We start from the raw sequence: 16,834 nt of genomic DNA on the forward strand, positions 1-16,834 counted from the left end.
CAGCGATGGAATAACCGATGCCCGATACGCGCAAAATCCTAGTCACCAGCGCACTCCCCTACGCCAATGGCTCCCTGCACCTGGGCCACATACTCGAATATATCCAGACCGACATCTGGGCGCGCTTTCAGCGCACCCGCGGTAACGACTGTCTGTATATCTGCGCCGACGATGCGCACGGCACTGCGATCATGCTCAAGGCCGAACAACTGGGCCTGACTCCGGAGCAGCATATCGCCAATATGCAGGCGGAACACGAGCGGGATTTCACCGACTTCCTCATCGGCGTGGACAACTATCACTCCACTCATTCCGAGGAGAACCGCGAGCTGTCGGCCATGATTTATCGCCGACTCAGCGATAATGGGCATATCGCTTCGCGCACCATCACCCAAGCTTTCGACCCGGAGAAACAACTGTTCCTGGCGGACCGCTATATCAAAGGCACCTGCCCGCGCTGTAGTACCCCGGACCAGTACGGCGACAACTGCGAGGCCTGTGGCGCCACTTATAGCCCCACAGAACTGATCGACCCGGTTTCCGCGATTTCCGGCGCGACTCCGGAAGAAAAAGACTCCGAACACTTTTTCTTCACCCTGCCCGCCTTTACCGAGTTCCTGCGCAATTGGACCCGCTCCGGCACCCTGCAGGATGAAGTGGCGAACAAGCTGGCCGAGTGGCTGGAAGAGGGTCTACAGGAGTGGGATATTTCCCGCGACGCACCCTACTTTGGCTTTGAAATCCCCGATGCACCGGGCAAGTATTTCTACGTATGGCTGGACGCGCCCATCGGCTATATGGCCAGCCTGAAAAACTACTGCGATAAAAACGGTAGCGACTGGCTCGACTACTGGAAAAAAGACAGTGACGCCGAGGTCTACCACTTTATCGGCAAAGATATCGTCAATTTTCATGCCCTTTTCTGGCCGGCGATGCTCGACTCTGCAGACTTCCGCACCCCCAACAAGGTGTGCGTACACGGCTTCCTCACCGTAAACGGCAAAAAGATGTCCAAGTCCCGCGGCACCTTTATCAATGCCCGCAACTACCTGGATCACCTGAACCCGGAGTATTTACGCTATTACTTTGCCGCCAAGCTCACCGCCGGTGTGGACGATCTGGACCTAAACCTCGACGACTTTATCGCCAAGGTCAATTCCGACCTAGTCGGCAAAGTGGTCAACATCGCCTCGCGCACCGCCAAGTTTGTCGGCAAGTCCGGCGGCGTACTGGCTGCAGAACTGGCCGACGAGTCCCTGTGGAATCAGTTTGTCGAAGCCGCCCCGCGTATCGCCGATGGCTTTGAGCGGCGCGAATACGCCCGCGCCATGCGCGACATTATGGCCCTGGCCGATGCCGCCAATGCCTGGATTGCCGATAAGGCACCCTGGTCCCTGGCTAAACAGGCAGGCAGCGAGGCAGAGGTCCTCGCGATCTGCTCCCAGGGCGTGAATATGTTCCGCGCGCTGATGACCTGGCTGTCTCCGGTACTTCCCAACACCGCAGCAAAAGCCGCCGAATTTCTCAACAGCGCGCTGGACTGGAACAGCGCCACCATTCCGCTCGCAAGCCACGAGATCAAAAAGTTCAAGCCCCTACTGCAACGAGTGGAAAAAACACAGGTAGATGCCGTTATGGAAGCGGCCCAGGAATCCCTGGCCCAGCTGCAGGCCGAGACCAAAGCGGCCACCGGCCCACTGGCCGACGATCCCATCGCCGAGCAGATTCAATTCGACGATTTTGCCAAGGTGGATCTGCGTATCGCGCTCATTGCCAAAGCCGAGCATGTCGAGGGCGCCGGCAAGCTGCTGCGTCTGACCCTCGATCTGGGCGGCGAGACCCGCCAGGTATTTGCCGGCATCAAAAGCGCCTATGCGCCGGAAGACCTGGAGGGCAAACACACCGTGATGGTCGCCAACCTGGCACCGCGCAAAATGCGTTTTGGCGTGAGTGAAGGAATGGTGCTGGCTGCCGGTCCCGGCGGCAAAGATCTGTGGATTCTGGAGCCCCACGAGGGTGCTAAACCTGGTATGCGCGTAATGTAATTGCCCGCCCTAGCGCAGGGATACCGCAATCAATCCGGCACACACCAGCCCCATCCCCAGTAATTGGGGCCTGTGTGCCGGCTCATTCAGCAGCCAGATCGCAAACCCCACCCCCAACGGGATACTGAGCTGGCGCAGGGCCACCACATAGCTCACATTGTCCGTCATAGTTATCGCCAAGAGCACCAGGCCATAGGTTGCCCCCATCATCAAGCCGGTCACAACCCCCAGCTTCAAATCCCCCAGGCTCTGCACCAACTGCGCGCGGCCTACTCGCCCCATACAACTGCATAGTAACCAGACCCCGCAGGCAAAAAACTGCAGCCCCAAATAGCCGTACGCCATAACCGGGGGGGCCACTGCTCCATCCAGCGCCACTTCCAAATAAAGCAACGCACCCTTGTCCGCCAGCGAATATCCCACGGTACCGAGAGCCGCCACCAGAGCCCAGGCGCAATCCGCTCTCCAATAAACCCGCCAGTGCCACTGACGGAAATACACCAACGGCACCAATAAGCAACCGATAGTCACCAATAGCATCCCCATCCAAGCAACCCAGGGTAAAACCTGCCCCAGCAACACCGTCGCCAACGCGACCAGAAGAACCGGCAGGGCCCGCGCGATGGGATACACCAGACCGATATCGGCGCGCTGGTAAGCCAGAGCCAGGCCACCCATATACACCATCTGGGAAAAACCACTGCCCAGTAGCAACAGCCAGAAATTACCCGGTAGTGAATCCGCCTGAGACAGTACCCACAGGCAAAGAGGAAGCAGTAGCAAGCCCACACTGAGGGAGGCGATACAAAAAAAAGCTGGAGAGGGAGCGCGGGATTTTCCCAGTAAATTCCAACCCGCGTGAAGAAATGCTGAAATAAGAACCAGTGATGCTGCGGTTAACGATATTCCCATTAGGGCCCTCTTCATATGCGACAGAAAGGCCCGTCATCAAACCGTAGCCAACCATGCGTGACCTGCCGCCAGCCCCAGGAAAGCCATTGCATTCGACACTCTCTGCCGTAGCATGCCGCTATCTCACACAGGAAATTAAGGAGATTCCATGCGCGGCGTATTTCTGGACGCAATGACAATGAAACTGGGGGAGTTGGACACACAGGCCCTGATAAACAGTCTAGACCACTGGGATTTCTACGAAACGACTTCCGCTGCGCAGACCGCCGAACGCATCGCCGGTGCGGACGTGGTCATTACCAATAAAGTCGTTTTAAATCGCGCTCACATGGAGCGCGCCGGCTCACTAAAATTGATTTGTGTGTGCGCCACTGGCACCAATAATATTGACCTCGAAGCCGCACGGAACCTCAATATTTCCGTGCGAAATGTGCAGGGATACGCCGGTGCCTCGGTTCCGCAGCACACCCTGGCATTAATCCTCGCCCTCGCCTCCCGCTGGCACCAATACCATCAGGATGTGATGGCAGGCCGCTGGAGTCAGTCGGAAATTTTCTGTTTGCTAGACTACCCCGTGGTGGAGCTGGCCGGTAAAACACTCGGTATTATCGGCTATGGCGCGCTGGGGCAAAGGGTCGCCAAACTGGGGGAAGCCCTCGATATGCGAGTGCTGGTGGCAGAGTCTTTGCGTGGCATTAAGCGTGAAGACCGAAAGTGTGAAGGCAGGGTTCCACTGGCACAATTAAAAACGGAATCCGATGTTATCAGCCTGCACTGCCCTCTCAGCCCGCAGACCGAAAAATTTATTAACCGCGCTTTTCTCGACGCTATGAAGCCCGGCGCGCTGTTGGTAAATACCGCCCGCGGCGGCCTGGTTGACGAAGAGGCTGTGGCCGACGCGCTGCGCAACGGAAAGCTCGGCGGTGCCGCACTGGATGTTCTGAGTGAAGAGCCACCACCGGCGAGCCACCCGCTGTTGAGTCGTGACATTCCCAACCTGATTATCACCCCCCACAATGCCTGGATCAGCCGTGAAAGCCGCCAGCGCCTGCTGAATGGTGTGGCGAACAATATAAAAAACTGGAAGCGGGAACTCCGCGTATAAAGTGCAAGATCACGCCATTAGTTAAGTCTGAAAACAGAGATATAACTAAAGCCAACAAAGAGTGCTCAGGTTAGTTTTAATTGCCCTAAAAATAGGGCAATTGCCTCTGGGATTTGATCGCCGCGACTATAGAATTCTGCGGCAATCAACCCCTGAAAAGGAGCAACTCGATGGCAACTGCAAGATCTCCACACAACTCCAGCAGGGAAAAGCTGCAACAGGCCTATAATCTCGCAGGAGAGGCCGCTTCGGATGCTGCGGAAAATATCAGGCAGAAGGCTAAATCTTCTGTACAGCAACAGAGACAGCGCGCTACGGATGTAATGGAAAAGGCGGAGTCTTCTTTGCGGGAAAGACCGATCTTAGCGGTCGGCTGTGCTTTTGTGGTCGGCTGGGCAATCGCGAAGCTTTTCAAGTAAGACGTTTCCCGTTTTAACCGGTAAGGAAACCGCAGATGGGCAATGGAAAGAAAAGCCATGGACCCAGTGAGAATTCCGATCCGGCCGCGCAACAGCGCGGTCGGGACGGTTCCTCTGAGCCCCCCGAAGACCCCGGCGCAAGTGGCGGCCTGGAGGAAACCCTGGCGCGTGCCGAGGCCACTCTAACCTTACTGAGCGCATGGCTGAGAAATATTCAGCAGCTTTTTCAGCTGGAGTTAGAGAGAACCCTAGCCGCGGGCAAGCGGCTGATTTTCCTGCAGCTGATGCTGGTACCTCTGGGCACCGCTCTGCTCGTTAGCTTTTGCGGCGGCCTGGGGTTACTTATCTACTATTTCACCCAATCCGTATATATAGGTTTTGCCACCTTCCTGCTCATACAGATCAGTATTTTTATCAGTATATTATTTTACCAGCGCAAACTACGCGCACTGCTGGGCTTTGAAGAGACCAAACGACAGGTGAGAGAGGCTCTAAACGATGTCGCTGAGACAATTAAATAAGCAAATTGCACAGTGCCGACACGATGCCGAAAAACAGCGACGCAGCGCATTAATGCTGTTTGGCCAGCAACAGCGGCAAGTAAATCAACACCTAGGAAACGTGCCTCTGCCGGTCATCCTAGGCCTGGCCTTTGCCGCCGGCTTTATCCTCGAGAAAATCTGGCAGCTGCCGCGCACCTCACAGATGATTCAGTTGGCGCTCTCCCTGCGCACATTCTAGGGAGAGCAAATCGACCATCCGCTGATTCGCGTACCGGTATCAGATTTTCATTGCCGGACTACTCATCGCCCTGCCCCGTAATTTTATCCTGGGTTTTCTCTTCAAAATCACCAGCCTCGTGACGTTCGTGCAGCTGTTCACTGGGATCTCCCCAGGTGCGGTTGACCATTCGCCCACGCTGTACTGCCGGACGCTGCGCAATTTCATCAGACCAGCGCACCAAGTTTTTATAGCTCTCGACCTGGAGAAATTCACCGGCATCGTAGGCTTCATTGCGTACCAGTGCTCCGTACCAGGGCCAGATGGCGATATCCGCAATAGTGAATTCCCGCCCGGCAATAAAAGAGTGCTTGGCCAGCTGTCGATCCAATACATCCATCTGCCGCTTAACCTCCATGGTGAAGCGGTTGATTGGATACTCGAGCTTCTCTGGCGCGTAGGCATAAAAATGCCCAAAGCCACCCCCGAGGTAGGGCCCCGACCCCATTTGCCAAAACAGCCAGTTGAGGGTTTCCGTGCGCTGCTCCGGAGTATGTGGCAGGAAAGCTCCAAATTTTTCCCCCAAATAGAGAAGAATAGAGCCACTCTCAAATACCCGGATTGGCGGTGAGGTACTGTGGTCCACCAGGACCGGGATTTTTGAATTAGGATTGATCTCCACAAAGCCACTGGAAAATTGCTCGCCCTCAGTGATACGAATCAGGTGTGCATCGTACTCCGCGCCCTCAAACCCCAGTGCCAACAGCTCTTCCAGCATAATCGTGACCTTGACGCCATTGGGGGTCCCCAGCGAATACAGCTGCATCGGATGCTTGCCCTGTGGCAATACCTTTTCGTGAGTAGGGCCTGCTATCGGGCGATTAATCTTGGCGAAGTTCCCTCCACTTTCCGCCTCCCATTTCCAAACCTTCGGCGGGGTATAGGGTGAATCCGGCATTACAAAGCTCCAACGGGTGTTATGGGTTTATCCAATAGAGATAAGGCCATCGCTCTCGGGAGTAAAGGGCTGCGCCAAAAAATCTGTGTAAACCACCAACGGCTGCGTGAAAGTAACCGCGCCCCCGAAGCCATGCGCCAACTATTCTCAAATCCATAGCCCAAGCCGGCTGGGAACGCGCCACCCCGTCGCCATGGCTGTGGCGACGGGGTGCACTGAGGTCTTGGCTGCCAGAAGATATGTCGCCGAGTTGAAGGCCCCCAGCGACTCACCCATAATACCGGCCCTGCGCGACATTCGACGGAGCCCCAGGCCCAAAGCCCCTCACCGGGATACCAAGACTCCGCCTGGGTGCTCGCACTGTTTTGCCCAAGGGCTTCAACCGGACCTGTTATGACCGAATTTGCAGTCATCCTGCTCAGCACCATCCTGGTCAACAACTATGTGTTGGTGCAATTTCTCGGGCTGTGCCCGTTTATGGGCGTCTCCAACAAACTGGAGACCGCCGTAGGTATGGCCGGCGCCACGACCTTTGTGCTCACGCTGGCCTCGATCTGCTCCTATTTAGTGAATACCTATCTGCTTGAACCGTTTGGTATCGAGTACCTGCGCACCATTTCCTTTATTTTGGTGATTGCGGTCGTCGTGCAATTCGCCCGCATGTTTATTCAGAAAACCAGTCCATTGATGTACAAGGTGCTGGGCGTTTTCCTACCGCTGATCACCACCAACTGCGCGGTACTCGGTGTGGCCCTGCAAAACACCATGAAGGCCCACACCTTTATGCAATCCACCCTGTACGGCTTTGGCGCCGCCGTGGGTTTCTCGCTGGTATTGATTCTTTTTTCCTCCATGCGCGAACGCCTGTTTGCCGCAGATGTGCCCCTGCCTTTTCGCGGCGCGGCCATCGGTATGGTCACCGCCGGGCTGATGTCCCTGGCATTTATGGGCTTTAGTGGTCTGGTATAGGGTTGCACAATGCTGGACTGGATTTCTGAAATTTCTTACCCCCTGCTGGTACTCGGCGGCATGGCTCTGGTATTTGGCGCCCTGTTGGGCTATGCCGCCATCCGTTTTAAAGTGGAGGGCGACCCCCTGGTAGAGCAGGTCGACGCCCTATTGCCGCAAACCCAGTGCGGTCAGTGCGGCTACCCCGGCTGTCGCCCATACGCTGAAGCCATTGTCCATGGCGATGCCATCAATAAATGTCCGCCCGGCGGCCAGGCCACCATCAACGAATTGGCCAACCTGCTGGATATGGAGCCCACGCCCCTGGACGCAGAACACGGTGTCGAAGATGTAAAAAGAGTGGCCTTTATCCGCGAGGCCGAGTGTATTGGTTGCACCAAGTGCATCCAGGCCTGCCCGGTAGATGCGATCGCCGGCGCGGCCAAATATATGCACACCGTAATATCCGATGAGTGCACCGGCTGTGACCTCTGTGTAGAGCCCTGCCCGGTGGATTGTATCGATATGGTGCCGGTGGAAATGCCTCTGCAGGGCTGGCACCCACACAAGCCCGAAGATGGTATCCAACTGATTGCCACCGATCGTCGCACCGCTCAAGCAGACAACCGGGGAGGTACCGTTTGAACCCCGAGAAAGAGACTTTGACCTCACAGCAGGAAAAAATCCGCCAGCGTGAGGCTGTAGAGGAGCGTCGCGCCGCCCGCGAAGCGCAATTAATCGCCAGCGAAAAGGCGCGTGAATTGCGCCCCAACGATTTTCACGGCGGCGTTCACCCACCGGAAAACAAAAAACAAAGTACCAGCGAACCCATCGGCACTATCCCCTTAGCCGAGGACCTGATCGTGCCCCTGCTGCAACACAGCGGCGCCACGGCCCTACCTCTGGTCAAACTCGGCGACGATGTGCTGAAAGGCCAGAAAATTGCCGAAGCAGACGGACTGATCAGCTGTCCGGTACACGCCCCCAGCTCCGGAAAAGTCGTAGCCATTGAGCCCTGCGCCGTTCCCCACCCCTCGGGACTCGCCGAGGACTGCATTGTTATTCGCACCGATGGAGAGGAACGCTGGTGTGAGCTGGAGCCCTGTGATGACTATACCCAGCTCAACCGGGTAGAGTTGCTGGAAAAAATCCGCGACTGCGGCATCGCCGGGATGGGTGGGGCGGGTTTCCCCACAGCAGTAAAACTCGACCCCCACGGCGGCGCTGAAATCGACACATTGATTATCAATGGCACCGAGTGTGAACCCTACATTACCGCCGACGATATGCTAATGCGCGAGCGCGCCGAGGAGATTATCGCCGGGGTCACTATCCTCGCCTACATCCTCGACGAACCGGAACGGGTATTAATCGGAATCGAAGACAACAAGCCCCTAGCGATTACGGCTATGCGCGAGGCTGCCAAGGCCACACGTTTCAACATTGTGGTATTCCCCACTAAGTATCCCTCCGGTGGCGAAAAGCAACTGATCCAGATTCTTACCGGGCGCGAAGTACCCAACCAAGGCCTACCGGCCAATGTCGGTATTGTCTGCCAGAACGTGGGTACCGCCAGGGCTGTTTATCGCGCCGTACGATTCGGAGAGCCATTGATCAGCCGGGTCACCACCGTAGTCGGACAGGCTCTGCAGCGGCAACGCAACATCGAGGTGCCCATTGGTACCCCCATCCGCCATATCCTCCAACACCACGGCATTCACCGCGGGCTGATGCAGAAGGTAGTTATCGGCGGCCCCATGATGGGTTATACGATCGACGATGAAAGCGCACCGGTGGTTAAAACCACCAACTGCCTGTTGGTACCCACCAATAAAGAGCTACCACCGGCGCCAGTTGCCAACGCCTGCATTCGCTGCGGCTACTGCGCCGAAGCTTGCCCGGCTTCACTGTTACCCCAACAGTTGTACTGGTATGCGCGCGCCGATGAGCGCGAAAAGCTACAAGCTTATAACCTATTCGACTGTATCGAATGTGGCGCCTGTTCCTACGTCTGTCCCAGCACGATTCCCCTGGTGCAGTATTACCGCGCTGCCAAAGGGGCCATACGCCTGGCGGAAGAAGAAAAAGAGAGATCCGATCGCGCTCGCGACCGCTTCGAGTTTCGCAAACTTCGCCTGGAGAGGGCGGAGAAGGAAAAAGAAGCCAAGCGTGAAGCCCGCCGCAAAGCCGCTGAATTGGCGCGCCAACAGCGCGAGCAGAGTCCCGAATCGGAAGCGGCCAAAGAGAGCAAACAGCAGGCGGATATCGTCAGCGCCGCCCTGGCGCGAGTCAAATCCCGCCAGGAAGATCCTCAGCAGTTGCTCGCCCGCGCCCAGCGCACCTTTTCCAGTGCCGAGAGCCGCGTCGAGCGCTTGAGCAGCAAGCTGGAAGGCGCCGACGAAAGTCAGCGCGCCCAACTGGAGGCCCAGCTCAAAGCTGCGCAATTGAAACGGCAGGAGGCCGAACACAAGCTCACTCTGGCCAAGCGGCGCGCCGACCGCGACCCCACTCGGGAGCCCCATAAAGGGGAAACCAGTGCCGCAGTGCGCGCCATCACCAAGGCGCGGGCCTCAGCCGAAGCCCGCGCACAACTGAGCGATGCGGATAAACTCGCCGCGGACATCGAGGCACTGCGCAAGCGGCTCGGCAAAGCTGAGGCACGCCTGCAAAAAGCCAGAGATGAAAATGATGCTAATTTGGCGGCCTTCGAAACCGCTTTGGAAAAGTTGCAGAAAAAATTGGAAGATAAGATGCGCGAGCAACAAGCCGCACAGGGTGGTCGTCACTAATGTCTCTGATGCGAGCCTCCTCCCCCCACGCCCTCTCCGGTGACCACACCGCCAAGGTCATGCTGCAGGTGGCCGCCGCCACCGCACCCGGCGTATTGGCCATGGTGATTTATTTTGGCATCGGCGTGCTTATCAACATTGCGCTCGCCATTATTACCGCCCTGCTGTGTGAAGCCGCTGTCATGAAGCTGCGCAACCGGCCGGTAGCTTTTTATCTGCGGGATTACAGCGCACTGGTCACGGCTCTGCTACTGGGTATCGCACTGCCCCCTTACTGCGCCTGGTGGCTGCCGGTGGTGGGTAGTGCGGTGGCCATCGTTTTGGCCAAACACCTGTATGGCGGTATGGGCTACAACCCGTTCAACCCGGCCATGGTGGGTTATGTCGTACTGCTGATCAGCTTTCCGGTGGATATGACCCGCTGGGTGGGTGCGGCGGATATAATCGGCGGCGCGCCGGATATCGGCGAGGCATTCTCTCTGGTTTTTGGTAGCTATAACGTCGATGGCTTTACCCGCGCCACTCCCCTGGAGATCGTGCGCCTCAACGAGTCGGTCCTACTCTCACAACTGTATGAAATGGAGCCGGTATTCAATAAAGGCACCTTCGCCGGAGTCGGCTGGGAAACGATCAGTTTCGGATTCCTGCTAGGCGGGCTCTTCCTCTTATTTCGCGGCATCATCACCTGGCATGCGCCGGTGGCCATGCTCGTCATGCTAACCGTGATATCCCTGTTTTTCTATGACAGTGGCAGCTCCCTTTCCGAGGGCTCGCCCCTGCTGCATCTCTTTTCCGGCGCCACCCTATTTGGGGCCTTTTTTATCATCACCGACCCAGTCAGTGGCTGTACCAGTAACAAAGGACGCTTGATCTTTGGCGCCGGCGTGGGGCTGTTCACCTATATTATTCGCGCCTGGGGCAGTTACCCGGATGCCATCGCTTTCGCCGTGCTTTTGATGAATTTTGCCGCACCCACGATCGACAATTACACCCTGCCACGCACCTATGGCCATAAGCGGGCACGTCGCGCCACCGATCTGGAGGAGCACTGATGCTCAAGCAGTCTATGGCCACCAATGCCGTTGTGCTGACTCTGTTCGCCCTGATCACCGCCGGCACTTTGGCAGTGACCCAAATTACCACCCGCGAGCCTATCGAGCGCGCCATACGCGCGGCCTCAGCCAAGGCATTGTTGGAGATCATCCCCCTCGACAGGCACAGTAATGATCTGCTCGTGGACACCTACCCAATCCCCAAGACCTACTGGAGTCAGCTGGGACTTACCCAGGGGGGCGATATCAACTTGGCGCGCGGCAAGGACGGAAAAATTTCAGCGGTTATTGTCCCGGCGATAGCACCAGACGGCTATTCGGGCCCCATCAAAATGCTGGTGGGTATAAATCGCGATGGCACCATTGCCGGTGTGCGGGTGACCAGCCACAGCGAAACCCCTGGGCTCGGCGATAAAGTGGAGTTGAAGAAAAGCGACTGGATACTCCAGTTCGATGGCCTTTCTCTGAAAAACCCTCCTGTCAGTGAATGGAAGGTACAGAAAGACGGCGGTGTCTTCGACCAATTTACCGGCGCTACCATCACTCCGCGCGCAGTCGTCAATGAAGTGCGCCAGGTTTTGGAGTATGTCGCAAAAAACCACCAGCAGATTTTCAATGCGCCAGTATCGAAGCGCGCAGTGGAGGTGGAGAACCCCGAAGTAGAGAACTCAGATGGGGCCCAGCCCAAAACGGAGCAGAATTGATGGCAACCCCCGCTTACGCAGAAATTACCCACAATGGGCTCTGGAAAAACAACCCCGCACTGGTTCAACTACTGGGGCTCTGCCCATTGCTGGCCGTTACCGGTTCCGTGGTCAACGCGATTGGCCTCGGCCTCGCCACCACTGGCGTACTCACCTGCTCCAATCTGGCGGTTTCCTTGGTTCGACGACAAATGCCCGACACCGTGCGTTTGCCCGCGTCGGTCATGATCATCGCCACCTTTGTCACCTGTGTCGAACTATTGATGAAGGCTTTCACTTATGAACTCTACTTGGTACTTGGCATTTTTATTCCGTTGATTGTCACCAACTGTGCCATTCTCGGCCGCGCCGATGCTTTTGCCAGTAAAAACCCGGTCCTGCCATCATTGGTGGATGGTTTTATGATGGGGGTCGGCTTCACGGCAGTTTTGATTGTTATTGGCGCCGTGCGGGAGATACTTGGCCAAGGCACACTATTTTCCGATATGGATCTACTATTAGGCCCTATGGCCAAAGATTGGGGACTGCAATTACTGGGAAGTGACTACCCCGGAGTCTTAGTGGCAGTGCTACCTCCCGGAGCATTTTTGGTAGCGGGACTGTTGATCGCAGCAAAGAACGCCATAGATACGGGCATTGAACGCCGCCGTAGCCAGCAGATCAAAATTGTGTCTGGCACCAAACGCGTGCGGGTTACCGGAAAAATTTCTTAAAACCTCAGCGGCGGCCCTCATTCTAGGCGACAATTTTTTAGTGTAATAAATGCTAATCGATTGTCGCCGAGCTATTTCGAGAAAACATTCTCTAACGCTGAGTCAAAATACCCTCCACTTGACGCCTATTTCTCCATCTCGCAATGCCCTAAATACCCCGCGAAGAAATTTGCACCAATTTAAGGATCTTCGCGCAAGCGAGTCGCCTATAAAGTGCCTAACTGGTGCAACTTTCATGTAATCAAATGTAATAGCTTTATTGCCTCTTTTTGAATTCGTTTGGCTAGAATGGCACGACCGAACAGCTTGCTAGAACAATCGGTGCCAACGCAAAAAGAACAGGGAAACTGCTATGACTGTAGACAACGGAAAGTCTGATCTGGTCTACCACGGCCGCCGCGCACAGCGTGCCGACAGCCGCCTGCGCCGCAAGGCCATTCTCGAGGCCACCCTGCGACTCATCGTAAAAGAAGGGATTCGCGGTATTCGCCACCGCGCCGTAGCCCGCGAAGCCAATGTGCCCCTGGCTGCAACGACCTACTATTTTAAAGACCTTAACGACTTAATCAGTGACTCATTCACTTATTTTGTCGAACAGGGACTGGAAAGTACGCGTCAACTTCAGGAAGAGAGTTTTAGTGCGGCGCGCAATCTATCAGCCCAAGAGCGCGCATCGAGCAGTAGTCACAAGTTATTAGTACAACAGCTGACGCGCTTTATCCTGACACATGTTCGCAACCAGGCGGAAGATCGAGACCGCCGCCTTGTCGAACTGGCGTTCCGCAACGAGGCGCTGCGCAATGAGCAGTTGACCCGAGCTGTACGCATGTCGAACCATGCAAGAGAGTCACTGATTCAGGAATTCTTCCACCTGCTGGGTATAACCGATGCAGAGGCTGCCGCACAAATCGCTCATGGCACGATCCTAAAGCTTGAGTACGAGATCCTGAGTAGCTCCATTGCTCTGGACTCCCCATTACTCGAGCGCACAGTGACCATGATGGTACGCGGCCTCATTCCCGCAACGGCTACTCAAATTGCCGAGAGCGCTGCTTACGGCTGAAATCTATGCTGCTCTTCAGGCCGCGGCACAGTGACAGCGCACTGTGCCGCTTCCCGACTTCTCCAGTCACCTGAAGCAATTCAACGGCCTAGGAACAGCTCCCCGACATCGCCGCCACCCACTGGCGCAACAGATCTACCCCCTCCTCGTGTACCAGACTGCGCCCCAGCTCCGGCATCATTGCCCCGGGGTCTCTGGACTCGACGCGGAAGTTCAAAATAGAGTGGTCAGGCTCTCCCGGTACTATGGCGAACACCCGCCCCCCGCTGCCAGTACCGGCCGCAACCGGAGGTTTACACAGCCCCAGTTTACGCCTGTCTGTCTCACTGTAGTGAAGCATCAATCCCGAGGTATCCGCCGCACCGGCCGGATTGTGGCAGTGACCGCAATTGATATCGAGGTAGGCTCGCGCCCTATTCTCCAGAGGTTTCGATGTATCGGCGTAACTGGGCAGGCTGGGTAGTAAGGCCAGTTCGGGAACGCCTCTGAGATAGCCTGCTTTCTGCCAATGCGATAATTGATTCTCTGTCCCGCTAGAGTAGGGATAAGTCCTGTTTAGATGGCGCGCTCTGGGCCCGAGTGGCGAAATTTCCTTTCCGGTGAAGTTATCGGCATGACATCCAGCGCATTGATTGGCATCGGGCACGACATAGGTAAATGTGGAAACTTCCCCAGAATCCGCCACAAGCTTGAGGGGCGTGATATCACCGGCAATTTCATAAACCGCCTCTGTCTGCTCCGCGTTCCAAATATACGGTATCGCCTGCCAGCCATTCTCGCGCTTTACCAGGAGGCGGGTCTCCACCAACCGTACCGCCTGCATATCCAGCGCCTCCCCCCTGCGCCCAACGACATAATCACTGGCAAAACTGTCGGTACGGACAACGGTTTCTCCTGCCCCTCTGGGGTAATAAAAAGTCTTGGTAAGCACCGTGCCCACCGGGTAATCAAACTGCTCTTCAGCATAGTTTGCTGAAGTCCCCATTGGCATCCACACTGTGCGCAATTTATGCGCATAGTCGGTAAAAAGCCCAGTGTTCAATCCATATGGCAGTACCCGATCATTAGGTATAAAAGCGCCGTCAATAATATTGACCAGATTCCAGTCGCTGAGTCTTTCTGGAATGGTATCCATAGAAAACAGGGTGACTGGGGGGCGATGCTTGTCACAGCCACCAAAGAGAAGAGTCACTGCCCCCATTATTAATAGGCAAACACCACCCCAGGAAACGCTATTATTCATTGCGTCCCTCCAAAATAGCCAGGTGATCGCCCTCCTTGCGCTCCTCAGGTGCCTCGTCAAAATTCAGAACAATTTGGGGCAATTTTTCCAGATGACATAGATGCGCCGAGATATCGGTAGAAATATTCTGGTAATTATTTAAAAAATCTATATTGAGAATACCCGCTTCGGCATTATCAATGCACAACTTCAAGTGCTCTGGCAGAGATCCATCAGACATTTTTTCACGATCGATAACGCCATCCCAAAGTACATCCGGGAGACTTCCCCCCAATCCAAAACGAGCTAGCCTGAGCGCTTTCAGCTCCAAGTGATCCGGTGCCCCTCCCCCGCCAACAAACTCATTATCATAGATATAAATACCCTCAGGGTATGGGTCAAAATCTACTTGTGTGGATTTATCACTGTAATATCCAGCAGTAAAATAACTGCTTATTACGATGTTCGCGGTATCGTTTTCCGCAATCTTATTGTCAAAAATCTCGACTCGATCATTGGAGTTAATAACAATACCCGAACCCGCCGGAACCGCAGCTACCGGGGTTCCTTCATGCCCAAAGTTTTCTACATTATTTTTGAATATTTTATTTTCATAAATACGCGTACTATGCCCGGGCTGCGGCAGATTGGGCATATTAAAAACCAGAACACCACCCGTATTATTGGTGGCCACATTGCCATAAACATCAGCGCCAATCGTATTCTCTATTTCAATACCTGCCACATTAAATTCAGCTCGATTATTACGCACTACCACATTTCGAGACTGCCCCACATAAATTCCCGCATCCGATGCACCAATAGCTACTGAGCCTTCGACCAGAGTATTTTTTGTCTGCACTGGATAAATACCATAGGCCCCATTTTCGGTAGCCGGCCCATTAGTCCACTCAACGCGGATATTGCGAACAACAATATTTTCGCCCTCATTGATCTTTAGAGCATCACCCACAGTGTCCTCTATTGCCAGATTCTCAATTGTGAAATTACTCGCATTGACCAACAGTCCCTCAGCACCCTGTATCTGATTTTTAAATGAGAGAATGGATTTATCCATGCCCACACCACGAATAGTGACGTCATCCACATTGAGAGAGAGACTGCGATCAATTTTAAATTCCCCCTCTGGGATGAGAATAATGTCACCGGGTTTGGCGGCTATTAGTTGTCTCAGTAGATTTTTTTGAAATTCGATAGCAGTTTCTGATTGTCTTGACTGTACTGGTTTATCCGGGGCACAGGCCGATGTCAGCAATAAAGAGAGAGCTATCCCAGCGTAGGGCAAGTTCTTCATGGTTCACCTTTTTATTTGAATTATTTTCAGTAGCTACTAAATCAAGTCTTGATAGGTACGAGTGTACCAATTAGGTCGTGCAAAAAATCTTCTATGCAAGCTTCTGCATAGTATCCAACCCCTACCCAGCCTTCAAGGCACTATTATTATCTAACGATCGGGAATAAAAGAGAGAGTTCGCGCCTGGCATTTAAAGCCACAAACAAGCTGAAGGAGTCAGCCCGCCGACCAACTTAGGAAAGTGCCATCCAGATGAATTTTCGCAACCTTTTATTCATGTGTTTCTTTCTCTGCAGTGGATCCATATTCGCTCAGAAGGCCCCCACTCAATACACCCTAAAAATTGAAATCGAAACACCAGAAGGCTGGCAATTTCATACCCAACAGATATTTAGCGACCCCAAGTTAGACATTGACTCCAAACCACTTTCGGCCCAAACGTCCCCAAAGAAATATCAAGCAGTACGCTGTGACGGGCCTTGGGGAGCAATGATATATACGGTTTCACTCTCCAGCGGCCCTGGCGTTAAAATTCTACACCGTGAAGACACAATAATTATTAAAGTGATTGAATACTCCGTCGATAGCAAGGATAAAACTATCGAGACCATGAGTATTCAATGCATAGATACCGAGCCCACACAAATCATGAATTCAGTTGAGGATGTAAAATTCACAATAGATAAAGAAGTTTCCGAGCAGGTTGAACTTAGCAATGGGTATGTCCTTAAATACCATTTTAAACCCGGTTAACCCCACGATATCCCAAGCTAGTTTCTGTCAACCCCTCCACATCTTTAAGCACTTAGCACTGGGGGCTATGCATCGAAAAAAATTACCGCCAATATTATAACTCGACAGAGTGCCAT

General features: G+C 54.4%; 17 protein-coding genes. 13 read left to right on the forward strand and 4 right to left on the reverse strand.

Annotated elements, in window-relative coordinates; translation table 11 throughout:
* Positions 1 to 17 precede the first annotated feature (17 nt).
* Complete coding sequence (metG, locus tag ACCI51_RS06975) at positions 18 to 2,045, forward strand: methionine--tRNA ligase (protein WP_371843083.1); 2,028 nt, start codon at positions 18 to 20, stop codon at positions 2,043 to 2,045.
* A gap of 9 nt (positions 2,046 to 2,054) precedes the next feature.
* Here the strand turns inward: metG and ACCI51_RS06980 are convergent, their stop codons facing one another.
* The gene (locus tag ACCI51_RS06980; RefSeq protein ID WP_299580131.1) at positions 2,055 to 2,957 is read right to left on the reverse strand and encodes an EamA family transporter; all 903 of its coding nucleotides are present in this window, start codon (positions 2,955 to 2,957) and stop codon (positions 2,055 to 2,057) included.
* Between the two features lie 148 nt (positions 2,958 to 3,105).
* Here ACCI51_RS06980 and ACCI51_RS06985 point away from each other — a divergent pair, with 148 nt between their 5' ends.
* The 4 genes from ACCI51_RS06985 (at position 3,106) to ACCI51_RS07000 (ending at position 5,222) form a co-directional block, all read left to right on the forward strand.
* The gene (locus ACCI51_RS06985) at positions 3,106 to 4,062 is read left to right on the forward strand and encodes a D-2-hydroxyacid dehydrogenase (protein WP_371843084.1); all 957 of its coding nucleotides are present in this window, start codon (positions 3,106 to 3,108) and stop codon (positions 4,060 to 4,062) included.
* A 170-nt stretch (positions 4,063 to 4,232) separates the two neighbouring features.
* Positions 4,233 to 4,481: a hypothetical protein gene (locus tag ACCI51_RS06990; RefSeq protein WP_299580137.1), complete on the forward strand. Its 249-nt coding sequence runs from the start codon at positions 4,233 to 4,235 to the stop codon at positions 4,479 to 4,481.
* Between the two features lie 35 nt (positions 4,482 to 4,516).
* Positions 4,517 to 5,002 (forward strand): hypothetical protein, encoded by a 486-nt coding sequence (locus ACCI51_RS06995; protein ID WP_299580140.1) that lies wholly within the window; start codon positions 4,517 to 4,519, stop codon positions 5,000 to 5,002.
* On the forward strand, positions 4,980 to 5,222 hold the full coding sequence (locus ACCI51_RS07000; RefSeq protein WP_371843086.1) for a hypothetical protein: 243 nt from the start codon (positions 4,980 to 4,982) through the stop codon (positions 5,220 to 5,222). Before ACCI51_RS06995 ends, ACCI51_RS07000 begins: the two co-directional genes overlap by 23 nt.
* Before the next feature lie 58 nt (positions 5,223 to 5,280).
* On the opposite strand, the gene yghU is transcribed toward ACCI51_RS07000, so the two are convergent.
* Complete coding sequence (gene yghU / locus ACCI51_RS07005) at positions 5,281 to 6,159, reverse strand: glutathione-dependent disulfide-bond oxidoreductase (RefSeq protein ID WP_371843087.1); 879 nt, start codon at positions 6,157 to 6,159, stop codon at positions 5,281 to 5,283.
* 393 nt (positions 6,160 to 6,552) lie between these two features.
* Between yghU and rsxA the strand changes: the two genes are divergently transcribed.
* The 7 genes from rsxA to ACCI51_RS07040 all read left to right on the forward strand — a co-directional run bounded on the left by rsxA (position 6,553) and on the right by ACCI51_RS07040 (position 13,428).
* On the forward strand, positions 6,553 to 7,128 hold the full coding sequence (gene rsxA / locus ACCI51_RS07010) for an electron transport complex subunit RsxA (protein ID WP_299580149.1): 576 nt from the start codon (positions 6,553 to 6,555) through the stop codon (positions 7,126 to 7,128).
* A gap of 9 nt (positions 7,129 to 7,137) precedes the next feature.
* Positions 7,138 to 7,752 (forward strand): electron transport complex subunit RsxB, encoded by a 615-nt coding sequence (gene rsxB / locus ACCI51_RS07015; protein WP_371843088.1) that lies wholly within the window; start codon positions 7,138 to 7,140, stop codon positions 7,750 to 7,752.
* A 116-nt stretch (positions 7,753 to 7,868) separates the two neighbouring features.
* Positions 7,869 to 9,896, forward strand: a complete 2,028-nt coding sequence (gene rsxC, locus ACCI51_RS07020) for an electron transport complex subunit RsxC (RefSeq protein ID WP_455363773.1) — start codon at positions 7,869 to 7,871, stop codon at positions 9,894 to 9,896.
* Positions 9,896 to 10,948, forward strand: coding sequence for an electron transport complex subunit RsxD (gene rsxD / locus ACCI51_RS07025; RefSeq protein ID WP_371843090.1), 1,053 nt, complete (start codon positions 9,896 to 9,898; stop codon positions 10,946 to 10,948). The genes rsxC and rsxD overlap by 1 nt, the downstream gene beginning before the upstream one ends.
* Positions 10,948 to 11,652 (forward strand): electron transport complex subunit RsxG, encoded by a 705-nt coding sequence (gene rsxG / locus ACCI51_RS07030; RefSeq protein WP_371843091.1) that lies wholly within the window; start codon positions 10,948 to 10,950, stop codon positions 11,650 to 11,652. Before rsxD ends, rsxG begins: the two co-directional genes overlap by 1 nt.
* Positions 11,652 to 12,365, forward strand: coding sequence for an electron transport complex subunit E (locus ACCI51_RS07035; protein ID WP_371843092.1), 714 nt, complete (start codon positions 11,652 to 11,654; stop codon positions 12,363 to 12,365). Before rsxG ends, ACCI51_RS07035 begins: the two co-directional genes overlap by 1 nt.
* 352 nt (positions 12,366 to 12,717) lie before the next feature.
* A complete protein-coding gene (locus ACCI51_RS07040) occupies positions 12,718 to 13,428 on the forward strand; it encodes a TetR/AcrR family transcriptional regulator (RefSeq protein WP_371843093.1) in 711 nt (236 codons plus the stop codon).
* 88 nt (positions 13,429 to 13,516) lie between these two features.
* Here ACCI51_RS07040 and ACCI51_RS07045 read toward each other — a convergent pair whose 3' ends face one another.
* Both ACCI51_RS07045 and ACCI51_RS07050 read right to left on the reverse strand, forming a co-directional pair.
* On the reverse strand, positions 13,517 to 14,671 hold the full coding sequence (locus ACCI51_RS07045) for an SO2930 family diheme c-type cytochrome (protein ID WP_371843094.1): 1,155 nt from the start codon (positions 14,669 to 14,671) through the stop codon (positions 13,517 to 13,519).
* Positions 14,664 to 15,965 (reverse strand): parallel beta-helix domain-containing protein, encoded by a 1,302-nt coding sequence (locus ACCI51_RS07050; protein WP_371843095.1) that lies wholly within the window; start codon positions 15,963 to 15,965, stop codon positions 14,664 to 14,666. The genes ACCI51_RS07045 and ACCI51_RS07050 overlap by 8 nt, the downstream gene beginning before the upstream one ends.
* A 252-nt stretch (positions 15,966 to 16,217) precedes the next feature.
* On the opposite strand from ACCI51_RS07050, the gene ACCI51_RS07055 reads away from it, so the two are divergent.
* Positions 16,218 to 16,718 (forward strand): hypothetical protein, encoded by a 501-nt coding sequence (locus ACCI51_RS07055; protein WP_371843096.1) that lies wholly within the window; start codon positions 16,218 to 16,220, stop codon positions 16,716 to 16,718.
* The last annotated feature ends 116 nt before the right edge of the window (positions 16,719 to 16,834 follow it).

The organism is Microbulbifer echini, assembly GCF_041447225.1.
Taxonomy (GTDB): domain Bacteria; phylum Pseudomonadota; class Gammaproteobacteria; order Pseudomonadales; family Cellvibrionaceae; genus Microbulbifer; species Microbulbifer echini.